This is a genomic window from Enterobacter sp. BWH64 (assembly GCF_001037645.1).
In the GTDB taxonomy this organism is placed as follows: Bacteria; Pseudomonadota; Gammaproteobacteria; order Enterobacterales; family Enterobacteriaceae; genus Enterobacter; species Enterobacter hormaechei_C.
The window spans coordinates 38,745-60,626 of the sequence record NZ_KQ089923.1; the positions used below are offsets into that span (position 1 = coordinate 38,745).

The following is a 21,882-nucleotide window of genomic DNA, read 5'->3' on the forward strand; positions in this document are numbered from 1 at the left end:
TGCAGATAATTAACGCCTTAACTCTCCCTTTGTTTGATGTGTCGTTGTTTATCATATGTATCAATAGTTAATTTACATTGCATTTAAAATGATGCTGTTTATATCTGAAGGTGAAAGATGAAAATAAATAATTCTATGGCTATTATTGTCATAAGTTCAGTGTTGGTGTTGTCTGGTTGTGGTGCGATGGGTACTGCAATTAAAAAACGAAACCTCGATGTCAAAACTCAAATGAGTGAGACTATCTGGTTAGAACCCTCTAATAATCACACGGTATTTCTGCAAATAAAAAATACTTCAGATAAAGATATGAGCGGACTGCAGGCTAAGATTGCCAGCGCAGTGACAGCAAAAGGTTACCAGGTGGTGACTAATCCGGATACTGCTGGGTACTGGATACAGGCTAATGTACTGAAAGCAGATAAGATGGATTTGCGAGAGTCACAGGGGTGGTTAAGTAAGGGATATGAAGGGGCTGCGACAGCTGCTGCTCTGGGTGCTGGTATAACAGCTTATAACTCAAATTCAGCAGGGGCTACATTAGGAGTAGGGCTGGCAGCTGGACTGGTTGGAATGGCGGCAGACGCGATGGTGGAAGATGTTAACTATACGATGGTTACTGATGTCCAGATCGCAGAAAGAACCTCGACAAAGGTTCAGACAGATAACGTTGCCGTATTGCGCCAGGGGACGTCCGGAGCGAAGGTACAGACCAGTTCAGAAACAGGTAATCAGCATAAATACCAGACCCGTATTGTCTCGAATGCCAATAAAGTTAATCTAAAATTCCCGGAAGCTCAGCCAGTTCTTGAAGACCAACTTGCGAAATCTATTTCTAATATTCTGTAATGTGTTCAATCCAATTTTCCAGATGATTTCTCTGTTGGATTAAAGTTGCGTCTCTATCCGGTAATGCCGGTGCTTCAGTAAATTCAGATAACGCCTCACAGGCACGCAAATATTTTGTGTGCCTGTGAGGCGTTGCCGGCTGCGGCCGGAATTCTTTTCAGTGGTTAATTGATGGATTATTGCCATGAGTTTTAACGCCAAAGATATGACACAGGGCGGTCAAATAGCGAGCATGCGTTTTCGTATGTTTGGTCAGATTGCCAATATTATTCTATATGTACTGTTCCTCTTTTTTTGGGTGCTTTGCGGGCTGATATTAATGTATCGCCTGAGTTGGCAAACCTTTGTTAACGGTGCCGTATACTGGTGGTGTACAACGCTTGGACCGATGAGAGATATCATCCGGTCTCAGTCCGTATATACCATTAATTATTATGGACAACAGTTGCAGTATACGTCGGAGCAAATACTCAAGGATAAATACACTATCTGGTGTGGGGAGCAGTTGTGGACCGGGTTTGTCTTTGCCGGAACAGTTTCCCTGATTATTTGTATTGTTGCTTTCTTTGTCGCCAGCTGGGTATTAGGTCATCAGGGGAAACAACAAAGTGAAGATGAAGTGACGGGAGGCCGTCAGCTATCAGAAAAGCCAAAAGAAGTAGCCAGAAAGATGAAGCGGGATGGTATGGCCTCTGATATTAAAATCGGTGACCTGCCTATTTTACTAAACTCCGAAATTCAGAATTTCTGTCTTCATGGTACTGTTGGTTCCGGTAAATCAGAAGTTATCCGACGACTGTTAAATTATGTCCGTGCCCGTGGGGATATGGCCATCATCTACGACCGCTCCTGTGAGTTCGTCAAAAGTTATTACGACCCGTCTATTGATAAAATTCTCAACCCGCTGGATTCGCGCTGTGCAGCCTGGGATTTGTGGAAAGAGTGCCTGACGCTGCCGGATTTCGACAACGTCTCTAATACCCTGATTCCGATGGGAACCAAAGAGGACCCGTTCTGGCAGGGTTCCGGTCGCACCATCTTTGCCGAAGGTGCCTACCTGATGCGTGAGGACAAGGACCGCAGCTATGAGAAGCTGGTTGATACTATGCTCTCCATCAAGATCGACAAGCTGCGCGCCTATCTGCAGAATACGCCAGCGGCAAACCTGGTGGAAGAGAAGATTGAGAAAACCGCCATCAGTATCCGTGCGGTGCTGACCAACTACGTTAAGGCCATTCGCTACCTGCAGGGCATTGAGAAGAACGGCGAGCCGTTCACCATCCGGGACTGGATGCGCAGTGTCCGTGAGGACCAGCCCAACGGCTGGCTGTTTATCTCCTCCAACGCTGACACCCACGCTTCCCTGAAGCCGGTTATCTCGATGTGGCTGTCGATTGCCATTCGCGGTCTGCTGGCAATGGGGGAAAACCGTAACCGTCGTGTCTGGATTTTTGCAGACGAATTACCGACATTGCATAAGTTACCGGACCTGGTGGAGATCCTCCCGGAAGCCCGAAAATTCGGTGGCTGCTATGTATTCGGGATTCAGTCCTACGCCCAGCTGGAAGATATCTATGGCGTGAAACCCGCAGCAACCTTGTTCGACGTGATGAATACCCGCGCATTCTTCCGCTCGCCCAGTAAAGGTATTGCTGAATTTGCTGCTGGCGAAATAGGTGAGAAAGAGATCAAGAAGGCAAGTGAGAACTACTCCTACGGTGCTGACCCGGTACGTGATGGGGTATCCACCGGTAAGGAGCAGAAACGGGAAACGATTGTCAGCTATTCCGATATCCAGACCCTGCCGGATTTATCCTGTTACGTCACGCTGCCCGGGCCATATCCGGCAGTTAAACTGGCACTGAAATATAAACCCCGCCCCAAAATTGCCGAAGGCTTTATTCCACGCCAGCTCAATCAGGCTATTGATGACAAGCTGGCTGCGGTGCTTGCTGCGCGTGAAGCTGAAGGGCAGAGCGCCCGGATTTTGTTTATGCCAGATCCGGTTGAAACTGTGCCGGTTGAGAAGACCGACGAAAAGCCTGCGTCACCGATAGCGGCCGTACCCACCCCTCAGGAGGATAAGGCAAAAGTTCCGCCGGTTACTGCCAGTAACACGTTCCACAAACCTGCAAGTGCAGCGGCAGCCGCCGCAAGCGCATCGGTGACCCAGGCTGGCGGTGTTGAACAGGAACTTCATGAAAAACCTGAAGAACAACTTCCATTACCCCCGGGCGTGAATAAAGACGGGGAAATTGAGGATATGAATGCCTGGGATGAGTGGCAGTCCAGTTCTGATGTTTTGAGGGATATGCATCGTCGTGAAGAGGTCAACATCAACCATAGTCATCATGTTGATCGTGATGATATCAATCTGGGGAGTAACTTCTGATGATGTCAATTGGTTCAGTGAAATCCGCGGGTAAAGCCGGAGATTATTACACCAAAGAAGATAATTATTACGTTATCGGCAGCATGGATGAACGCTGGCAGGGGAAAGGTGCTGAGGCGCTGGGCCTTGAAGGAAAAACCGTGGATAAGGCCCTGTTTACCGAACTGTTGAAAGGGAAGCTGCCGGATGGCAGCGACCTGAGCCGGATCCAGGACGGTATGAATAAACACCGCCCTGGTTATGACCTGACCTTTTCCGCGCCAAAAAGTGTATCCGTCATGGCTATGCTGGGTGGTGACAAACGCCTTATCGAGGCGCATAACCAGGCGGTCACTGAAGCTATTCGTCAGGTTGAAACCCTCGCAGCTACCAGGGTGATGGTGGACGGAAAATCTGAAACAGTGCTGACCGGCAACCTGATTGTGGCGAAATTTAACCACGATACCAACCGCAACCAGGAGCCTCAGATTCATACTCATGCGGTGGTGATAAATGCTACACAGAATGGCGATAAATGGCAGTCGCTGGGTACCGATACGGTAGGAAAAACCGGTTTTATCGAAAACGTGTATGCCAACCAGATTGCGTTCGGAAAAATATACCGTGAAGTGCTGAAACCCCTGGTTGAGGGGCTGGGGTATGAAACAGAGGTGGTCGGCAAGCACGGTATGTGGGAGATGAAAGACGTTCCCGTTGAGCCTTTCTCGACGCGTACCCAGGAAATCAATGCCGCTGCCGGTCCCGATGCATCACTGAAATCTCGGGATGTGGCCACTCTCGATACCCGCAAAGCGAAGGAAACTCTCGACCCGGCACAGAAGGTGACGGAGTGGCTTTCCACTCTGAAAGAGACCGGGTTTAACCTTAAGGAATATCGTGAGGCTGCCGATCAGCGGGCGAAAACACAACGGGAAGTTCCTTCTCCGGAAGCGCCAGCTGGACCAAATGTTGACGATATAGTTACGCAGGCTATTTCCGGGTTAAGCGATCGTAAAGTTCAGTTTACCTATACGGAGTTGCTGGCCAGAACGGTCAGCCAGATGGAGGCCCGCCCGGGTGTCATCGAGACGGCAAGAGCCGGTATTGAAGCCGCCATTGGGAGGGAACAACTTATCCCGCTTGACCGGGAAAAAGGGATTTTCACCTCCGGGATACATGTTCTCGATGAATTATCCGTCAGAGCCCTGAGCCAGGAAGTATTACGCCAGAACCACGTCAGTATGGTCCCGGAAAAGGCAACCGCGCGTCAGACGTCGTTCAGTGATGCGGTTACCGTTCTGGCTCAGGATCGCCCTGCAATCGGGATTGTATCGGGTCAAGGTGGGGCTGCAGGGCAACGCGAACGAGTGACTGAAATGGCCATGATGGCACGTGAGCAGGGACGGGATGTCCATATCATCGCGGCAGATAACCGTTCCCTGGAGTTTCTGCTGAAAGAAGAAAAACTTGCAGGCGAAATCATCACTGGTAAAAGCGCTCTGCAGGACGGTACTGCCTTTGTTCCAGGAGGGACGTTGATAATCGACCAGGCTGAAAAACTCAGCCTGAAAGAAACCATCAATCTGCTCGATGGCGCCATGCGTAATAATGTTCAGATCCTGATGTCAGACAGTGGAAAACGAAGCGGTACCGGCAGCGCGCTGACCGTCATGAAAGAGAGTGGTGTGACGGCGTATAAATGGCAGGGTGGAAAGCAGACTACAGCATCGGTTATCAGCGAGCCGGACAGGAATCAACGCTTTACCAGAATGGCCAGTGACTTTGTTGCCAGCGTCCGGGATGGTCAGGAAAGCGTGGTTCAGATACGCGGTCCCCGGGAGCAGGGGATCCTGACAGGGCTAATCCGTGAAAATCTCAGAAATGAAGGCCTGATAGGCAGTCATGAGGAAACCATTACGGCGCTGACGCCGGTCTGGCTGGACAGTAAAAACCGGGGTATCCGCGATAATTATCGTGAGGGAATGGTGATGGAGCGCTGGGATCCGGAAAAACGCATCCATGACCGGTTTATTATCGATCGCGTGACCGCTGTCAGTAATACCCTGACCCTGAAAGATGAAAAGGGAGAATCACTGAATCTCAAAGTCTCCGCCGTTGATAATACCTGGACGCTGTTTCGTCCTCAGCAGTTGCCTGTGGCGGAAGGAGAACGGCTGGCCATTCTGGGGAAAATTCCGGAAACCCGGCTGAAGGGGGGCGATACGGTTCAGGTGCTGAAAGCGGAGAATGGTGTCCTGACCGTACAGCACCCCGGTCAGAAGACCACCCAGAAGCTGGCCGCCGGCAATACGCCCTTTACAGGGATCAAGGTCGGTCACGGCTGGGTGGAAAACCCGGGCAGGTCAGTCAGTGAAACCGCAACGGTGTTCGCCTCATTGTCACAGCGTGAACTGGACAATGCCACCCTCAATGCCCTGGCGCAGAGCGGCAGCCAGGTTCGACTGTACTCTGCGCAGAATGAGCAAAAAACGGTTGAGAAACTCGGGCGCCATACAGCGTTCAGTGTGGTAACCGAACAGCTGAAAACCCGTGCGGGCGAGCAGGATATCAGCGCAGCAATTGCTCACCAGAAAAGCCAGCTGCATACACCGGCTGAACAGGCAATCCATCTGGCGGTTCCGTCGCTGGAAAGCGATAAGCTCACGTTTACCCGGCCTCAGTTACTTGTCGCCGCTCATGAGTTTTCTGACGGTACCGTTCCGTTCTCCGATATCGAAAAAACTATAGGAGAACAGATTAAATCAGGCGATCTGCTGCACGTTCATGTCGCTGCCGGCCATGGCAACGATCTGCTGATTTCCCGGCAGACCTGGGATGCAGAGAAAAGTTTGCTCACGATGGTGCTTGAGGGTAAGAACGCCGTTACGCCGTTAATGGCCAAAGTACCAGGTACGCTGATGGAAGGGCTGACATCGGGACAACGAAATGCCACCCGTATGATCCTGGAAACCCGGGACAGGTTCACGCTGGTTCAGGGTTATGCCGGCGTGGGTAAAACCACGCAGTTCCGGGCGGTGATGTCGGCGGTGAATTTGTTGCCGGAAGACTCCCGTCCGAAGGTAATCGGCCTCGGTCCAACACACCGTGCGGTGGGAGAAATGCAGAGCGCCGGTGTGGAAGCACAGACCACAGCCTCTTTCCTGCATGATACACAGCTTCTGATGCGAAGCGGCCAGACTCCGGATTTCAGCAACACACTTTTCCTGGTGGATGAGAGTTCGATGCTGGGGCTATCCGATACGGCAAAGGCCATGAGTCTGATCGCGGCCGGTGGTGGTCGTGCGGTTTCCAGCGGTGATACTGATCAGCTGCAGTCTATTGCCCCCGGTCAGCCTTTCCGGCTTATGCAGAAGCGCAGTGCGGCCGATGTGGCCATCATGCAGGAGATCGTGCGACAGGTGCCTGAACTCCGCCCGGCGGTGTACAGCCTTATTGACCGGGATATACACAGTGCACTTTCCACCATTGAAAGAGTCGAACCCGCCCAGGTTCCCCGAAAGGAGAACGCATGGGTACCTGAAAGCTCAGTCATGGAATTCACGCCAGAACAGGAGAAAGCGATTCAGAAAGCCATCGGTGAAGGCGAAGTTCTGCCTAGTATCTCGCCCGTCAGTCTCTATGACGCCATCGTAAGGGACTATACCGGACGCACGGAAAGTGCACAGGCACAAACGTTGATTATTACCCACCTGAATGATGACCGTCGGGTGCTGAACCGTATGATCCATGATGAAAAAATGCGGAACGGTGAGCTCGGGGAGGACAGTGTCACGCTGCCAGTTCTGGTGACCAGTAATATCCGGGATGGCGAACTACGTAAGGTTTCGACCTGGGAAGCACATAAAGGTGCCATCGCATTGGTGGATAACCAGTACCACCAGATAGTGGGCGTCAGTAAAGCAGACCAGCTGATTACGCTTCGTAGTGACGAAGGTACCGAACGCCTGATTTCACCGCGAGAGGCTTCTGCAGAAGGTGTCACGTTATACCGCCAGGAGAGTATTACCGTTTCGCCCGGCGACAGAATGCGCTTCAGTAAAAGTGATACCGAACGTGGCTACGTGGCGAATAGTGTGTGGCGAGTGGAAAGCATATCTGGTGACAGTGTCACGCTGAATGACGGAAAAAGTACCCGAACGGTAACGCCCGCTGCGGATAAAGCTGAAGCGCATGTTGATCTGGCTTATGCCATCACCACACACGGTGCGCAGGGGGCAAGCGAGCCCTTTTCAATTGAACTGGAAGGTGTGACTGGCGCCAGGGAACGGATGGTCAGCTTCGAATCAGCGTATGTAGCGCTCTCCCGTATGAAACAGCATACGCAGGTATATACAGATGACCGGAAAGGATGGACGGATGCGGTAAGCCGTTCTCAGGAGAAAGCCAGCGCGCATGATGTTCTGGAGCCTCTTAACGATCGCGCTGTTAAAAGCGCAGAGCAGATGTTTGGTCGCGCCATTCCCCTGACGGAGAGTCCGGCCGGACGTGCAGCACTGCAACAATCAGGTATCGCCCGCGGGCAGTCCACAGGGAAATTTATCTCCCCGGGGAAAAAGTATCCGTTACCGCATGTCGCGTTACCTGCATTTGACCGTAATGGAAAATCCGCCGGGATATGGCTGAGCCCACTGACGGATAAGGATGGGCGATTGCAGGCTATCGGTGGGGAAGGGCGGGTTATGGGGAATGAAGAGGCCCGTTTTGTCGCCCTGCAGGGAAGCAGGAATGGGGAAAGCCTGCTCGCCGGGAACATGGGAGAGGGCGTCAGAATTGCCCGGGATAATCCGGACAGTGGCGTGGTGGTTCGCCTTGCCGGCGACGACCGTCCATGGAACCCTGGCGCCATCACCGGCGGCAGGGTCTGGGGCGATATAGACGCCGTGGTTACGGGGGGGAGCGGTGCAAATATTCCGCTACCACCTGACCTGCTTGCTCAAAAAACGGCAGAAGAACTGCAACGCAAGCAGATTGAAAAGCAGGCACAGGAAACGGCTCGTGAACTGACCGGTGAAAAGCGTAAACAAGACGAAGTGGGTGAGCAGATCAAGGACATTATCACGGATGTGGTTCGCGGTCTGGAACGACAGAAGGGGCAGCATGAACGATTCCAGCTTCCGGATGAACCAGAAAACCGTCTCAGAAATGAGGCTGTTCAGAAAGTGGTAGCCGATAATCAGCAGCAGGACAGATTGCAGCAAATTGAACGGGATATGGTCCGGGATCTGACCCGGGAAAAAACACTCGGAGGCGACTGACGCGCCTGCGGCTTGTCTGCTCCGGCATGTTCCCCGATTAAAATCGGGGAACATGCCGGAGCGCTAAAAAGGAATATGATATGAGAGCACAGGGTACCTTTCTCAGCATGACGGACAGTTGGCTGCAACGCCTTTTGACCTGGACTCCCGGACAGACGGATATGATTAAAACCGTCGCTCTGGTACTGATGGTGATTGATCATACCGGTCTTCTACTGGCAGGAAACAATGAAGTCATGAGACTGCTGGGCCGCGGTTGCTTTCCGCTGTTCGGGCTTGTCTGGGGAATGAACCTGGCCCGGCACGCTGTCATTCGCCAGTCACAACTGAACCAACTCTGGTGCTGGGCGCTGATAGCTCAGGGGTCGTTTATTCTGGTGGGGTATCCCTGGTATATGGGGAATATCCTCTTTACGTTCGCCGTTACCGGACAGGCGATGCGCTGGTTCAGTCTGAGAAGCCGCAACGATATGCTGCTGGCGCTCGCGATAGTGGTGGCCTGGTTGCCGCTCTCCACTGACAGCTATGGTCTGGCCGGAGTATTCATGTTGATCAATAGTTACCGGCTTTGTCGTGCCACAGAGCCGGTGGAAAGAACAGGCTATGCTGTACTCTGGGCGGTCATGGTTTTGCTTATGAATATCCATGATGCCGGGCAGGCTGTGGCGGGGTTGGCAATTGCACTTCTTGTTGTGGGTGTCTGCTCGGATATCGGGAAGCAGGTAAAGCGATTCTGGCCAGCGCATTTTTTTGTCCTGTTTTACACTATTCACCTTGCGGTGCTCGGTATTCTGGCCGGGTGACGGACAGAACGTAGTCGGGCGACAGGCAGAAGGATGATCAGGCAGGCAACCTGGCGTATCTTACCCGCACAGTATTAACTGCAGGAAAACCTTAACCTATGACGGAAGATAAACGTCCCACTCTCAGCCTCAAAAGAAAGCCGGGGGAGAAAACACCGGAATCCGGTGCTGATACAGCCCGTGTTGTCCGCCGTAAGCAGGTGGTGAATGTGACCACCCCGCCGGCATGGAAAGTGAAGAAAGAGAAACTGGCCAGAAAAACGGAACCGGTGGCACCTGCTGCCCCCGTGCCGACAACACCAGACAAACCGGAAAGGATCGTCCGTCCAGTTCGTTATCTTTGCCTGCCGGAGCTGCAGGATGCAATTGATACCCTGAAGGTGTGGTGGCCTGGGCTGTTCAAGGGGGAAGCGCCTCACCTGCTGGCCATCGGCATCCGGGAGGCCTTTTTTGAGGATATTGCCGAACGGGGAATACCGTTGTCCCATAAACAGGCCATTAAATGCCTTAAAAGTATTACACGGTCTGAACTTTACTTGTCATCGATGATCGCCGGTGCTGAACGAGTTGACTTACACGGTAACCCGGTGAGTGTCGTGACCCCGGATGAAGAAAAGTATGCTCAGCTGCGTCTGGAAAAACAGCGACAGCAACAGGCCAGAATTCAGAATGAAATCATTTAAATTGTATTAATTCTTTTTATTTAATCTGTATTCCCTTTTTAACTCTGCTCGCGTAATTGAATACGCTGGCAGAGTGATAATATCTGCACGTTACACTTTGTCATTGAAAAGGATATTTATGAAGCTTAAAACTGTTTTAGCAGCTCCGCTTATTACCGCCATGTTATTTAATTCCTTACCTTCATTTGCGAGCGACACGAGTTCTGCATTTACTCCCGAGCAGGAAAAGCGGATTGGCGAAATAGCCGCAGATTATATGCGTGCACATCCGGATATTCTTATCCAGATGAGTGAGTCGTTACAGCAGGAACAACAGGAAAAACAGGCCCGGGGATTAAAAACGGCCGCACTCGCACAACAGGCCCGGATAATGGCGGATAAACGCATCCCCTCCTGGGGAGCAGAAGGCGGATCTGTCATGGTGGTCGAGTTCTTTGATTATCAGTGTATCTGGTGCAGTCGGCTGGCGCCTGAGCTGGAGAAGGTCATGAAGGCCAACACGAACGTGCGCTACTACTTCATGGAGTGGCCGGTGTTTGGCAGCCGCTGGCCAGAATCTTTACTGGCAGCGAAAACCGGATTGCAGGTCTGGAAAGAAAAAGGCGAGGAGGCTTACCTCAAATATCACAATGGCATTTATAGCTCCGGACTTAATGAAGGAAAACTAACCCAGGATGCTATCGGGAAATATTCAGAAAATATGAAGTTCAGTAAAAACACGATCGATGAAATTAATTCCACGCTGACCGATATCAATGATATTGCCACCACCATTGGTTTGACCGGGACTCCGGGTATTGTCATCATGCCCGTTAAGGGGGCAACAGAAGATAATACGACGGTTTTCGCTGGAATGACTGAGGCTGAAAATATCCAGCAGGCGATTAATAAAGCGCAGGGGAAATAAAGAATGAAACGTTCAACAGTGTCTGGTCTCCTGGCGGTCTGTTTAATAGTTTCAGGTGGTGCAGTCGCTCAGCCAACGGTACAGGCAGGATTTTCACCCGAGGGTTCTGCGCTGCAGCTGGTGCTGAACACTATCGATACCGCACAGGAAAGTATTCGTCTGATGGGGTACAGCTTTACATCGCCGGAGGTCACCCGGGCGTTGATTCAGGCAAAACAGCGTGGGGTAGATGTGAAGGCTGTTCTTGACTGGAAAGCGAACAGTACAAAAGGCAGTGCTGGTGTGGCTGCAATGAATCTGCTGGTGAATGCCGGCATCCCGGTACGTACCGTCAGCCAGTTCAAAATCATGCATGACAAAGTCATCATCACTGACGGCCGTAACGTCGAAACAGGCTCGTTCAACTTCAGCCGGGCGGCGGCGCGCAGTAACTCCGAAAATGCTCTGGTCATCCGGGATTATCCTGTTCTGGCAAATACCTACCTGCAGCACTGGCAAACTCGTTGGGAGATGGGAAAAGACTGGAGTTCTTCGTATTAACCCCCTCGCTGAATAACCTGTTCATTGCGCCAACAAGGGCAGGTTATATAACAAAAAATAACATAGACTCTCGCTGCATCTGGCTACGTGTAGTATCTTTGTCCAAGTATTTTGTTAAATGCTTGAGGAGGCAGAGATGTCACAGGTCGTTAACGCAGTTACTTCCTCATCTAAACGTCCCTACAGAAAAGGGAATCCGCTTTCTGCTGCAGAGCGTCAGCAGAAAGCTGTTGCACGTAAAAAAGCCACGCATAAAGAAGTGAGGGTGTTTGTGCGTGACTCGCTTAAAAGCCAGCTTCAGTTAATGTGTGAAAATGAAGGGATCACCCAAGCGGAAATGATTGAAAGGCTTATCGAAATGGAATCAGCCAAGCTTGGAATAGGCGTAACGACGTCACATTCTTGATCCTACTGGCTATGAGTGCTAGATTACTGATCGTTTAGAGATTTCTGGTTGGCCACGCCGTAAGGTGGCAGGGAACTGGTTCTGATGAGGTGTCTACCCAGAACCAGAAAAGCAAAAACCCCGATAATCTTCATCTAGTTTGGCGACGGGAAGAAGATTAACGGGGCCTACTTAAACTGTATAGAAGCTGTTGCTCTATGCAGGGAGTATAGTTTTATGCTCAGAAAACTGCAATACCTTCTGTGCTCAGTGCTCCTTCCGTGCAACATAAGTGCGGGAAGGTGTGACTGACGCCAAGGCCCTGTTCTCTCATTACCGACAGGTAAAAAATCCTTTCCCACAATTCGTAGTGCCGAAGAAAAAAGGCAGCGATGAAGAGAAAGCGACACTACCGTTCTGTCGTAAGCTGATGGCGAAAGCCGAAGGCTTCACGTCCCGTTTTGATTTTTCCGTTCATGTGGCGTTCGTGCGTTCACTCGGTAAGCGTCATCGCATGCCGCCACTGTTGCGCCGTCGGGCCATTGATGCCCTTCTCCAGGGACTGTGTTTCCACTATGACCCGCTGGCCAACCGTGTCCAGCGTTCCATCACCAATCTGGCTATTGAATGCGGACTGGCCACCGAGTCGAAAACCGGCAATCTGTCCATCACCCGTGCCACACGGGCGCTGAAGTTTATGGCGGAGCTGGGGCTGATTACCTACCAGACCGAATACGACCCCCAGATTGGCTGCAATATACCGACTGATATCACCTTCACACCAGCACTTTTCTCGGCGCTCGATGTCTCTGACGTGGCTGTTGTGGCTGCCCGCCGCAGCCGCGTGGAATGGGAAAATCAGCAGCGCAAAAAGCAGAACCTGAAGCCGCTGGAGATGGACGAGCTGATAGCGAAGTCCTGGCGGTTTGTGCGCGAACGGTTCCGCAGCTACCAGTCCGAACGTAAACAGCATGGCCTGAAACGTGCCCGTGCACGTCGTGACGCGGAAAGAACCCGCAAGGACATTGTGACCCTGGTGAAACAACAGCTGACACGGGAATACGCCTGCGGACGCTTTACCGGTGGTCTTGATGCCATGAAGCGGGAGCTGGAGCGGCGAGTGAAAGAGCGCATGCTAATGTCGCGCGGTAACAACTACACGCGGCTGGCCACCGTCCCCATATAACCCTTCCTGTGTGAAAAATCCGGCTGGCGCCGGAGGGTTCCGCACGTCTGCTTCCCGCCACAGCTTATTATCTGAGCTAAGTGGCGGGGCTGTTAACCAAATCCCATGTTTTCCGACCATCAGAATGGCCAGAAATTTCATCGCTGGCGTCACTTTCGGCCGCTGAATTCAGTTATCCACAAATAACTGCAAGGGAAGTTTCCATAAGGTTACAACCGTTATGCTTACAAAGCGCCAGGCGAAGTAATTTCAAAGTGCGTGGTTTCTTTTAAAAACCAGATCTTTACTTCTTTTAAATAAAGACTTTTTCTCTCTTATAAAGATATAACCTGTTCATCGCCTGACCTGTGGACAGGCTCCTGAGAATGCCCGCCCTTGCAGCGACCTGACGGTCGCGCCGGTTCGGAAACAACATATGTACCTCCCGTCGCCTTGCGACGGGCCCCGGAACCAGTAGTTACAACATACAAACAATCCCTTATGGCAGAAAACCAGCGCCGTTCTGACATCCCGTGCCCCTCCCCACCACTGAAAAGCGCCGCCGCCCCCGGCCAAAGGCCGGGGAACACCATCGCTTATAATGATGGGTGTTGTAACTATTCTTCTTCATCGTTGTGGGTGAAGCTGTGGTCAGTTGTTTAGTACACGCTCGTAAGCGGCCCTGCGGCCCGCTAATGCGGAGATACGCCCCGACTGCGGCTGTCGCCTTGTCGGGACCACTCCGACCGCGTACAGAGGCGTCTGAGCTGTTTTAAGCGGATATGGCTTTGCAGCTACCGTGTTAAGTTCCCTGGTGTCGCTGAAATAACTGAAGAACATCCCCCTAAGCGTCAGCAGCAAGCTGCCGCCGCCAAGGCCCCGGAAATCACGCCCTTTACGTCGTAAACGCCGTAAAGCCCGCTCACCGGGGTTAAAAGGGATTACCTTAATTTCTTCATTGCTGATAGCGGGTTAAGGCTAATCAGGGCAGGGGGTAGGGTGGCAGAATTTATAGCCCGGTAACCGGCTACGCCGGGCTTTCGGCGCCATTTGACTCTACAGACACATGTAACTTCGTCTGGCGCCTCCATACCGCTAACGCGGCATCCGATGCTGTAGTCTTTTATGTCTGCTTTGTGCTGTGAGCGGGCCTTTATTCATGAATGGAATAAAGCCTAATATCAAGAATTGTGATAATCACAATCTGGTCGTGCAACATGGGGATGCTTAGTATTGAAATTATTACTGAGTGATTATAGCCGTTTGATCTAGAAAGCTAAATTTTCGTAATGTGGCAAATCTGGTAGTAGTGCATTCCAAACGATCGTAGTATTATCTATAGCATCCTAACTCAAATGGACACTTCTACTTTTCGAGACTTAGAAATTAAAAAAATAGTCTAATTATCTAAATTATCATCAGGAGGCCGAAATTGTTTTTAGAAATAATAGGTGGTTTAGCAAGTGTCGCATCCATCTCGGGCATCACAGCTAAAGAGTTGATTCCATTTATATCTGATCCGGATAAGAAACTGTTTGAAAAATATTTCAGTTACCTTGAAGGTAAAAAGGTTTTAATTGCACCATTCGATTCAGAGGTTTCCCACGCAGTAATCAAAAGTTTAGAATCAATCAAAGAGAAAACAGAGCAGCTAAGATTAGACATTAAATCCAAGCAAGCGCAACATTTATTATTAGATTTAATCCACACTCTAAGCCAAAATTTAATGTTATTATATAAGCATCAAAATTCGATAGATGAAGTACTTTTTTATAAATCTTTGCAAAAAGTACGAGTTAAATTTGCAAGAGTATTATCTTTACTATGTTTTACGTATGAGGTCGATTTATCAAATCAACAAACTGATTTAGCAAGATTGGTGTTGGAACATGCTTACCGAGTAAGATAAAATCACACGAATAAATTTTCATAAATGGGCACTAACTACTTTTGAATGAACATTTAGCTTTACTGTACATATTAATATGGCCGCGAAATGCGGCCCATGATTTACTGCAAACCATAGTATTTCAGTGCAGCCTCCGTCAGAACTTTGGTTGCAACTGCCATCCCGACTTTCCAAGTCCCATCGGCAGCTTTTCTTATATTTGATGCAATCCAATTTTTTGCACCTTCCCCAAAAGGTTCTTCAGAACTTGATGGTGTTTCAGACGCTACAATCAGTGAAAAATCACGAGCATCTTCTTCAGAAATACCTGAATCTTTCAGGTAGTTTGCTACCGATTCTTTATTGTGTGATTGTATATTTACGTTAATAGTTGATTCGCTGCCACCAGAGATGGCATTACCAACGTTACCATAGATTATTTGTTGTGTTATTTGCTGGGCTTTTGATGCATTATCTTTATCCATGCCTTGAGTACCAAAAGTGATGTGTGCTGCTGAGGGAATTGATTTTTCAAATTCAATTGTTAATTCAAGAACTCTATTACGAACGGCTTGTGAAATTTCTGATAGTGATACTACTGAAATATCTCCAGAGATATCATTACAAGCATAACCTTTATATATCTTCCCTTGTAGAAGAAGGATTAAATTTGACGCATTAATCCCCAAAGAACCACCTTTTGTACTAACTTTAACAAGTTCGTCAACAGCAGCAATGCTTTCTCTGACGGAGTAGTTATTCCAGCTATCATTTGCAAACGTTTTTATTAATATTGGTGGGATAGGCGCATTTTTTATACCAGAGCCAAAAGGGCCAGAAAACGTGCCTTTATAAGTTACTCCTACTATTCTGTAATCGGGAAGCACAGCATCCTGAGGATAGCCTTCCGACTCATGTTTGACCCATTCTTCTAAATCGTTACTTCCTAATCTTGCTGCCAAGAGTCGGAGTTTGAGCAGTATTGGACCCAAGCTTGATCCATCTTGAACCACAGACTCTTGAATCTGATGTAGCAGGGACATTGTTCATCTCCGTATTAAAACCTATTTTGCCAGTTTATATGTATAAGTAATCGACATACAGTACTATGCCTAGTAAAACATCAGCCTTAGACGGTTGACGGGACAACACCATTCCCACACTATCCCGAGGATGTTATGTCCGCTCCTCGCAGACCTTCGGTGCTGGTAGACTGGCCCCATGAATCTCCAGACAGTTGGTATCACTTAAATTACCTGAACTTCTTCATTGTTGATAGCTGGTTAAAGCTAACCAGGGCAGGGGGCAGACAGGCAGAATTTATAGCCCGGTAACCGGCTACGCCGGGCTTTCGGCGCCATTTGACTCCACAGACACATGTAACCTCATCTGGCGCCTCCATGCGGCTGACGCGGCATCCGAAAGTATCCCGATGCTGTAGTCTTTAATGTCTGCTTTGCGCCATAAGCGGAAGTTGGTTACATCGTGCTATGTTAGTTTGTCGGGAGCTGCTCAATGTGACAGTCTCAGCGTCCCATCCTACTAATGCCTTACTCCTCGTCATAATTAAAGATGCAGGCCGCGAGTAATTCGGTCGCGGAATAGCTACTGTATCTTCCTCTCTGACGTTCTGACTCCGAGATTAAATGAAGATTTTTCCGAGCACGAGAGCTCAATACATAGAGGAGCTTGCTTGCGGCAACATGTCCATTCACTTCATTGAAGTGCGGTACCATGCCCTCCAATAATCCAAAGGCGATGACGACGTCGAACTCGGCACCCTTGACACCATGAATGGTGGAGACAGTGATGCCGCTTCTTTCGCGAAAGACTTTTTTGAAGACGGATATTTGATTGATGTATGTCGCCCCTTCCTTTTGCAGACGCTCTATTCGCGCAGCTGAGCTGCTGAAAAAAGCCTCTCGATGAGTCAAGAGCGCAGGATGAATTTCCGGAGAAATATTGAGCCTCTTGAGCAGCTCGGTGAAGGCCTGGTCCAGGTAGCGGAGTCCGTCCAACTCATTGACCGTGAGCGCGTTACTCTCCCGCAGCAAGATTCTCGGTGTCAGTGTCTTAGTATCAACGCCGAAACTATCAAGATCTTTTATTACTTCGTTTGCCCAACGCAGTCGCCTGATAAGTAATGCTGGGGAAGAATCCGTCAGTAAAACCTTGGAAACCTTGAACCAGAAATTATCGAAGTTATTACTGAAAGGTATGAGGCCTGGGCCATCAAATTGCTGATCAGGCAACATTGCAACTAGTTTTCGAGTCGTGGAGGCAAGCAAAACCCACTGTGGAGCGAGGACGCAGATGTTTTCGGGTGAGTAGCCGTTGTCTAGACTCTTCCGAATCAGCCTTACAATCTCATCATGAACATTGCTGCGTGTAACCTTTTGATTATAGGTAATCCGGCTGGGAAATTTAGCATCTTTGCCAGCACCGGTGATTTTGCTAGCGTGTACGCTGTAGTTCGAAAAATAGCTGATGATTCGCTCACTGGAGCGATAGTTTAGGCTGAGCGCAAACTCCTTTATCGGGATTCCGGCTTGCGCACGGAATTCATCTAATGGCATAGCGTAGCCACCCAGTGAGCCATAGATTGCTTGATTCGGATCACCAACGATGAGTATTTTGGTCTCCCCCCTTCCAGCGCGAAGTATCGACGTCAAAATAGAGTACTGAATCTGTTTGGTATCCTGATACTCATCCACGAGGATGTGGGAAAACACGCGAGAGAGCAGTACTGCGATAGGAGGTCTGTCCCGCATCAAGCAGTACGCATACCAAAGGATAAGTTCGAAGTCGATCTGTCGGCTTGATGAAAGCTCTTTAAAATATTCCTTCAAAACGTTTTGAATAATAGGATGTTTTCTCGTATCGACACAGCCAAGTTGATAACCCGTTTCAGTAACGTAGTAGTCACAATCCCAGTGAGTGATACCTTTATACTGAGCGCACAGCCTCTCCAGCAGACGCTCACGATCGTACGGGTCGATAACGCGGTAACCACGCGCTAGTTCAGGCGAATAAATGCCATATGGCTTAAGGATCCACTCCAGGCAAAAGGCATGGATGGTACCAATCCATAGCCCAGAAGTATCAACGCCCAAATCCTCAATACGTTCTTGGATCTCATCGGCTGCACGGTGGGTGTAGGTAATGGCAACAACCATCCGCTTATCAGTTCGACGAGAGAGTTCATAGGCAATTTTGTAGGTCAGGGTGCGCGTTTTTCCGCTACCCGGGCAAGCGATCAGAAAAATGCTCGATGGCTCTGTCACTGCTGCCGCCTGTTCAGGATTGAGGTCACTTGGATCCCAAATGAACCTCATTGCAACTTCCCTAAGAATACAATAATGGGGTCTCCCGGTAATAAACGTCCAATTGTTATCCTGAACTCAGCCAGGCCAATATCTCCTTGCGCAAAACGATTTATCTCCTGAAGAAATAATTGTTTCGCTGGCAGATTTGCCACATCTGCTCCATATCGGTATTCAGCGCGATACTGGAGAATTCTGACAATAAGGGAACGCGGAAATTTGCCATGTGCAAAATGGATGGCCTGTATGATGTATTCAGGTATCTGGACTTGGGGAGTGAGGTATTCAGCGAGCAAAAGCGCGAACCACCCCTTACCCTCTTGCCGAGCCATTGTCAGCGTACGACTACCCATTTGTTGCAGGTCTCCGGACTTGAGTTGCTGCTTCGCCTCTTCCCTGGTTCCCTGATCCTTGTAAACCACCGGAATGGTCTGGACGATAGCCTCTTGGTTGCCGGCTGCGACAAAGTCGACCTCGAAGGTGTGTTTGGCGTAAAAGGTTTCAATCCATGGATTTTCTGCCGTGAACTCTGTCAAATCGGCCTGCCGTTCTAAACCGGCTTTCTGAGATCCCGCAGCTTTTGCCTTTATCTTTGCCACAATGGCATTATCAGTTGCCTGTACGGTGATATTAAAGAAGGCCTTATCCAAATCAGTGATGATGGCGCATCGTTTCTTAATACGTAGGTCATGGAAGAGAACCGCAACATTCTTGAATCCTGTGCTACGAATGTTGATGACACTGATGCCCAACTCGTCAACGCTTACGCCCAGTACAAGCTTAATCAGTATTGGTATCAGGATCTCCTCCACATCACCCTCAACGAGTATCACGCTTTTGGCGAAGAGGAGATTACTACGCACCGCGTCCAAATAACGCTGGATGCTATTGATTTGGGTGGGATCTAGACCTCTGGCAGGCTGATAGGCCTCGCAAAACGCTCCGTGACGGCCCAGTATGTTTACATTGCTTACATTACTGACTTCGGAGATGTGAGTTGAGTGCGTGGTGTAAATGATCTGCGCATCGCTATATGCGATGCGATCGAACAGCGTCTTTTGAATATGAGTATGGATGTGCGCTTCCGGCTCTTCAATCAAAAGGAAATTGGCCATGGCTAGCTTTTCCCGCTGGTACTTGAACTCCAGTAGTTTGAGAGTCAGGTATATTAGGTTGGCACCGCCAAGGCTCAGCTCATGAATTGCACCTTCGTACCCTTCTTCTGATTCACCAACGAATAGTCGCAGGGACTGAAAAAGTTTATCTGCTTCTTCAGGGAGATCTGACTTGATTGAGAGTGAAGCAGGGGAGTAAGTTTCACCTGCGGCGTCCTTAATGGTCTCACGAATATGATTGCGAACTGACTGAACATCCTCAAGTCCTTCGATTGAGGCATTAAGTCCGCGGACCATCTCGGAGATTGGTTCCATCGTTAGTGGATTGATATCTCCACTCTTGCTCTTCAGCAAAGTGAGTAAAGGGTTAGTGCGATTGTTGTGAAACTCAGAAACAACATCGCGCAAGGCCTGGATGAAAGTCAGCGAGACCTCTTTCGTAACTGAAAGGAAGCCCGGCACCTTTGCCCCAATTTCTGGAAACTCCGTCTCTGATGAGAAATCACATATATCAAAATCTCCAACGATACTTCGGTATACCGCTGGATTTCCGAAATCAGCACTGCTCCGTCCAGTGAAAAGCGTTTCGTAATCATCGATGGTGATTGCGTCACGAATCTCCGAGAGTTCTTTAAAATCAAACAATTCTAAGGCTGCCAGCTTCAACCTGATGTCTTTTTTGGGTCGGAAAATGAGATTATATGTGGCCTTATGTATTGGCCCATCGTCCAAGGGAGCCGTACCGTGGAGAAAGAGTGCCTGAACGGATTCATCAGTGGTGATCTCGTCAAACTCCATGCTGATGATGATCCAGTGTCCCTGCCATTGGTCGAGTGATCGGCTGAAATCGCCCTCTTCCAGACGATAAGCAGAACGCACCATATTGTCGTCAAGCAGGAGGCGAATAGCTCGCAGGATGTTAGATTTCCCTGAGCCGTTTTCCCCGATAATGGTGTTCACTCCCTTGTGAAACCGCAGAGACGTGTTCTTGAAGTTTTTGTAATTCACCAGGGTCAGTTTGGAAATATACATGCTTCTCCGGCCTGCCGCTCCTTGAGCAGCCTTAGTTATTTATTTGACCACGATTTTAGCGTAGCTGCTCTGATCGCTCATAGCGGACTGCGCTCACTTATTGCTGTGAGCATTACCTTGAGTTTAATGCCAGTCAGGTTGACAGTACTTGTTTCAGGCTTTCGTCATTAAAAACGGTTCCGGTCTTCAGGACGCCATAACACCAGTGCACCAGTTTCCGCATTAGCGCGCCAATCGCCACCATTTTAGGTTTACCCCGCAGGCACATCTCATCGTAAATATTACGCATTCGCTTATTATATATTTTTCCGCACAGGGCGGACATGTAAAGCTTCGCTCTCAACTGAGGGGGGCCGATTTTCGACATCCGCGGTCGGCTCCGGACCGATGTGCCTGAGCGTTTCTCGATCGGCACCACGCCCAGAAAGGCGGCAGCCTGCTCTGCTGATGTAAAGTTATGGCTGCGAAGCACGACCAGCATATGCATCCCCAGCAGGGGACCAACCGATTTAATTGAGGTCAGCAGTGTATAATCACGCCTCAGTGCAGGGCAGGCTTTGATATGTGCTTTAATCTGCCGCTCGATATTACTTACCTCCTCGCGCAGAAGCTGCGCCATACGCCTGCAGGAACTGATAATATCTGCAGGTGTGTCTGTCGACAGGTATTTTTCCAGCCTGTTCTCCTCACGCAGGGCATCGCCCAGCAAAACATCCCGTCGTCGCAGGAGTGCACCGAGATATCTGATTTCAGGTGCCGGCGGCTCCCAGCGGTGTGGCTTCTTAAGAAATGCGTAACAGGCCAGCATATACGCATCCACCTTATCTGTTTTTGTCATTATTCCCATGCCACGTGCAAACTCCCGACTGCGGTGAGGGTTGGCCAGAAAAACCCGGAAACCGGCATCATGTAACTCAGTGGCCAGCCGTTCGTGATAAACACAGGTAGCTTCCATCACAACATGAACATCTTCCGGACCGCAGTGCTGAAGCCTGAGCCAGCGAATAATATTTTCAACTGAATGTCTGTTATTTTGGATGTTACGGGTTTTTATGCGTCCTTTGATACCGTCATAAAGCATGCAAAGATCCAGAGTGTTTTTACTTACGTCAATGCCGACTGGAAATATGGTTAAACTCCTCTCACATAAACCGTCACGCCTGTTCGCCTTGTACGTACGGAGTCGAGCTCCCGGTAACCGTTCAACCTGATGTACTGGCGTGAAAGGTGAAGCGGAGGGCCATGTGCTGCTAAACAAGGTTCAGCGGTGCCGACTTTTCTGACCTTAAGGGAAGGGGGCAGGTCAGGAGATCTAAACATCAGAACTATTGATGAAGTAGACTATGGCGACTTACGAGTGTATACTAAATGCCAATAGGTATAGAATCCTATTAAGATTTTGAATATGTCCCGTGCACGCTAGCTTCATCGGAGCTTCGTCATCGCGATGACACACTGTTTTCCCTAAAACAGTTGTGTTCGCTTTCAGAGTCTAGACGGAATGTGCTTAGTTTTAACTATCCATGACGTGGACAATGTTAGCGT

At 49.6% G+C, this 21,882-nt stretch carries 15 protein-coding genes and 1 pseudogene; 11 read left to right on the forward strand and 5 right to left on the reverse strand.

What is annotated here, in order from left to right:
* Window positions 1-117 precede the first annotated feature (117 nt).
* The 8 genes from traT (at window position 118) to SK50_RS22645 (ending at window position 11,835) form a co-directional block, all read left to right on the forward strand.
* Entirely contained in the window at window positions 118-849 is a 732-nt protein-coding gene (traT, locus tag SK50_RS22610; RefSeq protein WP_045889127.1) for a conjugal transfer complement resistance protein TraT, read from the forward strand.
* A 184-nt stretch (window positions 850-1,033) separates the two neighbouring features.
* The gene (gene traD / locus SK50_RS22615; RefSeq protein WP_001568075.1) at window positions 1,034-3,241 is read left to right on the forward strand and encodes a type IV conjugative transfer system coupling protein TraD; all 2,208 of its coding nucleotides are present in this window, start codon (window positions 1,034-1,036) and stop codon (window positions 3,239-3,241) included.
* Window positions 3,241-8,496, forward strand: a complete 5,256-nt coding sequence (traI, locus tag SK50_RS22620) for a conjugative transfer relaxase/helicase TraI (protein WP_001568074.1) — start codon at window positions 3,241-3,243, stop codon at window positions 8,494-8,496. Before traD ends, traI begins: the two co-directional genes overlap by 1 nt.
* Window positions 8,497-8,576: 80 nt before the next feature.
* Window positions 8,577-9,299 (forward strand): type-F conjugative transfer system pilin acetylase TraX, encoded by a 723-nt coding sequence (gene traX / locus SK50_RS22625; protein WP_001568073.1) that lies wholly within the window; start codon window positions 8,577-8,579, stop codon window positions 9,297-9,299.
* Window positions 9,300-9,397: 98 nt separating this feature from the next.
* Complete coding sequence (locus SK50_RS22630; protein WP_001568072.1) at window positions 9,398-9,982, forward strand: fertility inhibition protein FinO; 585 nt, start codon at window positions 9,398-9,400, stop codon at window positions 9,980-9,982.
* A gap of 118 nt (window positions 9,983-10,100) precedes the next feature.
* Window positions 10,101-10,889: a DsbA family protein gene (locus SK50_RS22635; protein WP_001568071.1), complete on the forward strand. Its 789-nt coding sequence runs from the start codon at window positions 10,101-10,103 to the stop codon at window positions 10,887-10,889.
* Window positions 10,890-10,892: 3 nt separating this feature from the next.
* Complete coding sequence (locus SK50_RS22640) at window positions 10,893-11,429, forward strand: phospholipase D family nuclease (protein ID WP_001568070.1); 537 nt, start codon at window positions 10,893-10,895, stop codon at window positions 11,427-11,429.
* Between the two features lie 136 nt (window positions 11,430-11,565).
* A complete protein-coding gene (locus SK50_RS22645; RefSeq protein WP_001568069.1) occupies window positions 11,566-11,835 on the forward strand; it encodes a replication regulatory protein RepA in 270 nt (89 codons plus the stop codon).
* 23 nt (window positions 11,836-11,858) lie between these two features.
* On the opposite strand, the pseudogene SK50_RS24305 reads toward SK50_RS22645, so the two are convergent.
* Window positions 11,859-11,969: pseudogene (locus SK50_RS24305) on the reverse strand (replication protein RepA).
* Window positions 11,970-12,051: 82 nt separating this feature from the next.
* Between SK50_RS24305 and tap the strand changes: the two are divergent.
* The 3 genes from tap to SK50_RS22655 all read left to right on the forward strand — a co-directional run bounded on the left by tap (window position 12,052) and on the right by SK50_RS22655 (window position 14,888).
* The gene (gene tap, locus SK50_RS23600; RefSeq protein ID WP_071594637.1) at window positions 12,052-12,126 is read left to right on the forward strand and encodes a RepA leader peptide Tap; all 75 of its coding nucleotides are present in this window, start codon (window positions 12,052-12,054) and stop codon (window positions 12,124-12,126) included.
* Window positions 12,107-13,000: an incFII family plasmid replication initiator RepA gene (gene repA, locus SK50_RS22650; RefSeq protein ID WP_101706504.1), complete on the forward strand. Its 894-nt coding sequence runs from the start codon at window positions 12,107-12,109 to the stop codon at window positions 12,998-13,000. Before tap ends, repA begins: the two co-directional genes overlap by 20 nt.
* Window positions 13,001-14,411: 1,411 nt before the next feature.
* Window positions 14,412-14,888: a hypothetical protein gene (locus SK50_RS22655; RefSeq protein ID WP_045341329.1), complete on the forward strand. Its 477-nt coding sequence runs from the start codon at window positions 14,412-14,414 to the stop codon at window positions 14,886-14,888.
* A 101-nt stretch (window positions 14,889-14,989) separates the two neighbouring features.
* Here the strand turns inward: SK50_RS22655 and SK50_RS22660 are convergent, their stop codons facing one another.
* The 4 genes from SK50_RS22660 to SK50_RS22675 all read right to left on the reverse strand — a co-directional run bounded on the left by SK50_RS22660 (window position 14,990) and on the right by SK50_RS22675 (window position 21,466).
* Entirely contained in the window at window positions 14,990-15,910 is a 921-nt protein-coding gene (locus SK50_RS22660) for an AbiTii domain-containing protein (protein ID WP_045341327.1), read from the reverse strand.
* Between the two features lie 507 nt (window positions 15,911-16,417).
* A complete protein-coding gene (locus tag SK50_RS22665) occupies window positions 16,418-18,202 on the reverse strand; it encodes a UvrD-helicase domain-containing protein (RefSeq protein WP_032635024.1) in 1,785 nt (594 codons plus the stop codon).
* Complete coding sequence (locus SK50_RS22670; protein WP_032635023.1) at window positions 18,199-20,337, reverse strand: AAA family ATPase; 2,139 nt, start codon at window positions 20,335-20,337, stop codon at window positions 18,199-18,201. The genes SK50_RS22665 and SK50_RS22670 overlap by 4 nt, the downstream gene beginning before the upstream one ends.
* A 133-nt stretch (window positions 20,338-20,470) precedes the next feature.
* Window positions 20,471-21,466 carry an IS110 family RNA-guided transposase gene (locus SK50_RS22675; RefSeq protein WP_032635071.1) on the reverse strand — a complete coding sequence of 332 codons (996 nt, stop codon included), beginning with the start codon at window positions 21,464-21,466 and terminating at the stop codon, window positions 20,471-20,473.
* Window positions 21,467-21,882: the final 416 nt, after the last annotated feature.

What these genes read in the sequence shown, in the direction of transcription:
- traT (WP_045889127.1), top strand. Translation starts at nt 118, where the DNA reads ATGAAAATAAATAATTCTATGGCTATTATTGTCATAAGTTCAGTGTTG.
- traD (WP_001568075.1), top strand. Translation starts at nt 1,034, where the DNA reads ATGAGTTTTAACGCCAAAGATATGACACAGGGCGGTCAAATAGCGAGC.
- traI (WP_001568074.1), top strand. Translation starts at nt 3,241, where the DNA reads ATGATGTCAATTGGTTCAGTGAAATCCGCGGGTAAAGCCGGAGATTAT.
- traX (WP_001568073.1), top strand. Translation starts at nt 8,577, where the DNA reads ATGAGAGCACAGGGTACCTTTCTCAGCATGACGGACAGTTGGCTGCAA.
- SK50_RS22630 (WP_001568072.1), top strand. Translation starts at nt 9,398, where the DNA reads ATGACGGAAGATAAACGTCCCACTCTCAGCCTCAAAAGAAAGCCGGGG.
- SK50_RS22635 (WP_001568071.1), top strand. Translation starts at nt 10,101, where the DNA reads ATGAAGCTTAAAACTGTTTTAGCAGCTCCGCTTATTACCGCCATGTTA.
- SK50_RS22640 (WP_001568070.1), top strand. Translation starts at nt 10,893, where the DNA reads ATGAAACGTTCAACAGTGTCTGGTCTCCTGGCGGTCTGTTTAATAGTT.
- SK50_RS22645 (WP_001568069.1), top strand. Translation starts at nt 11,566, where the DNA reads ATGTCACAGGTCGTTAACGCAGTTACTTCCTCATCTAAACGTCCCTAC.
- SK50_RS22660 (WP_045341327.1), bottom strand. Translation starts at nt 15,910, where the DNA reads ATGTCCCTGCTACATCAGATTCAAGAGTCTGTGGTTCAAGATGGATCA.
- SK50_RS22665 (WP_032635024.1), bottom strand. Translation starts at nt 18,202, where the DNA reads ATGAGGTTCATTTGGGATCCAAGTGACCTCAATCCTGAACAGGCGGCA.
- SK50_RS22670 (WP_032635023.1), bottom strand. Translation starts at nt 20,337, where the DNA reads ATGTATATTTCCAAACTGACCCTGGTGAATTACAAAAACTTCAAGAAC.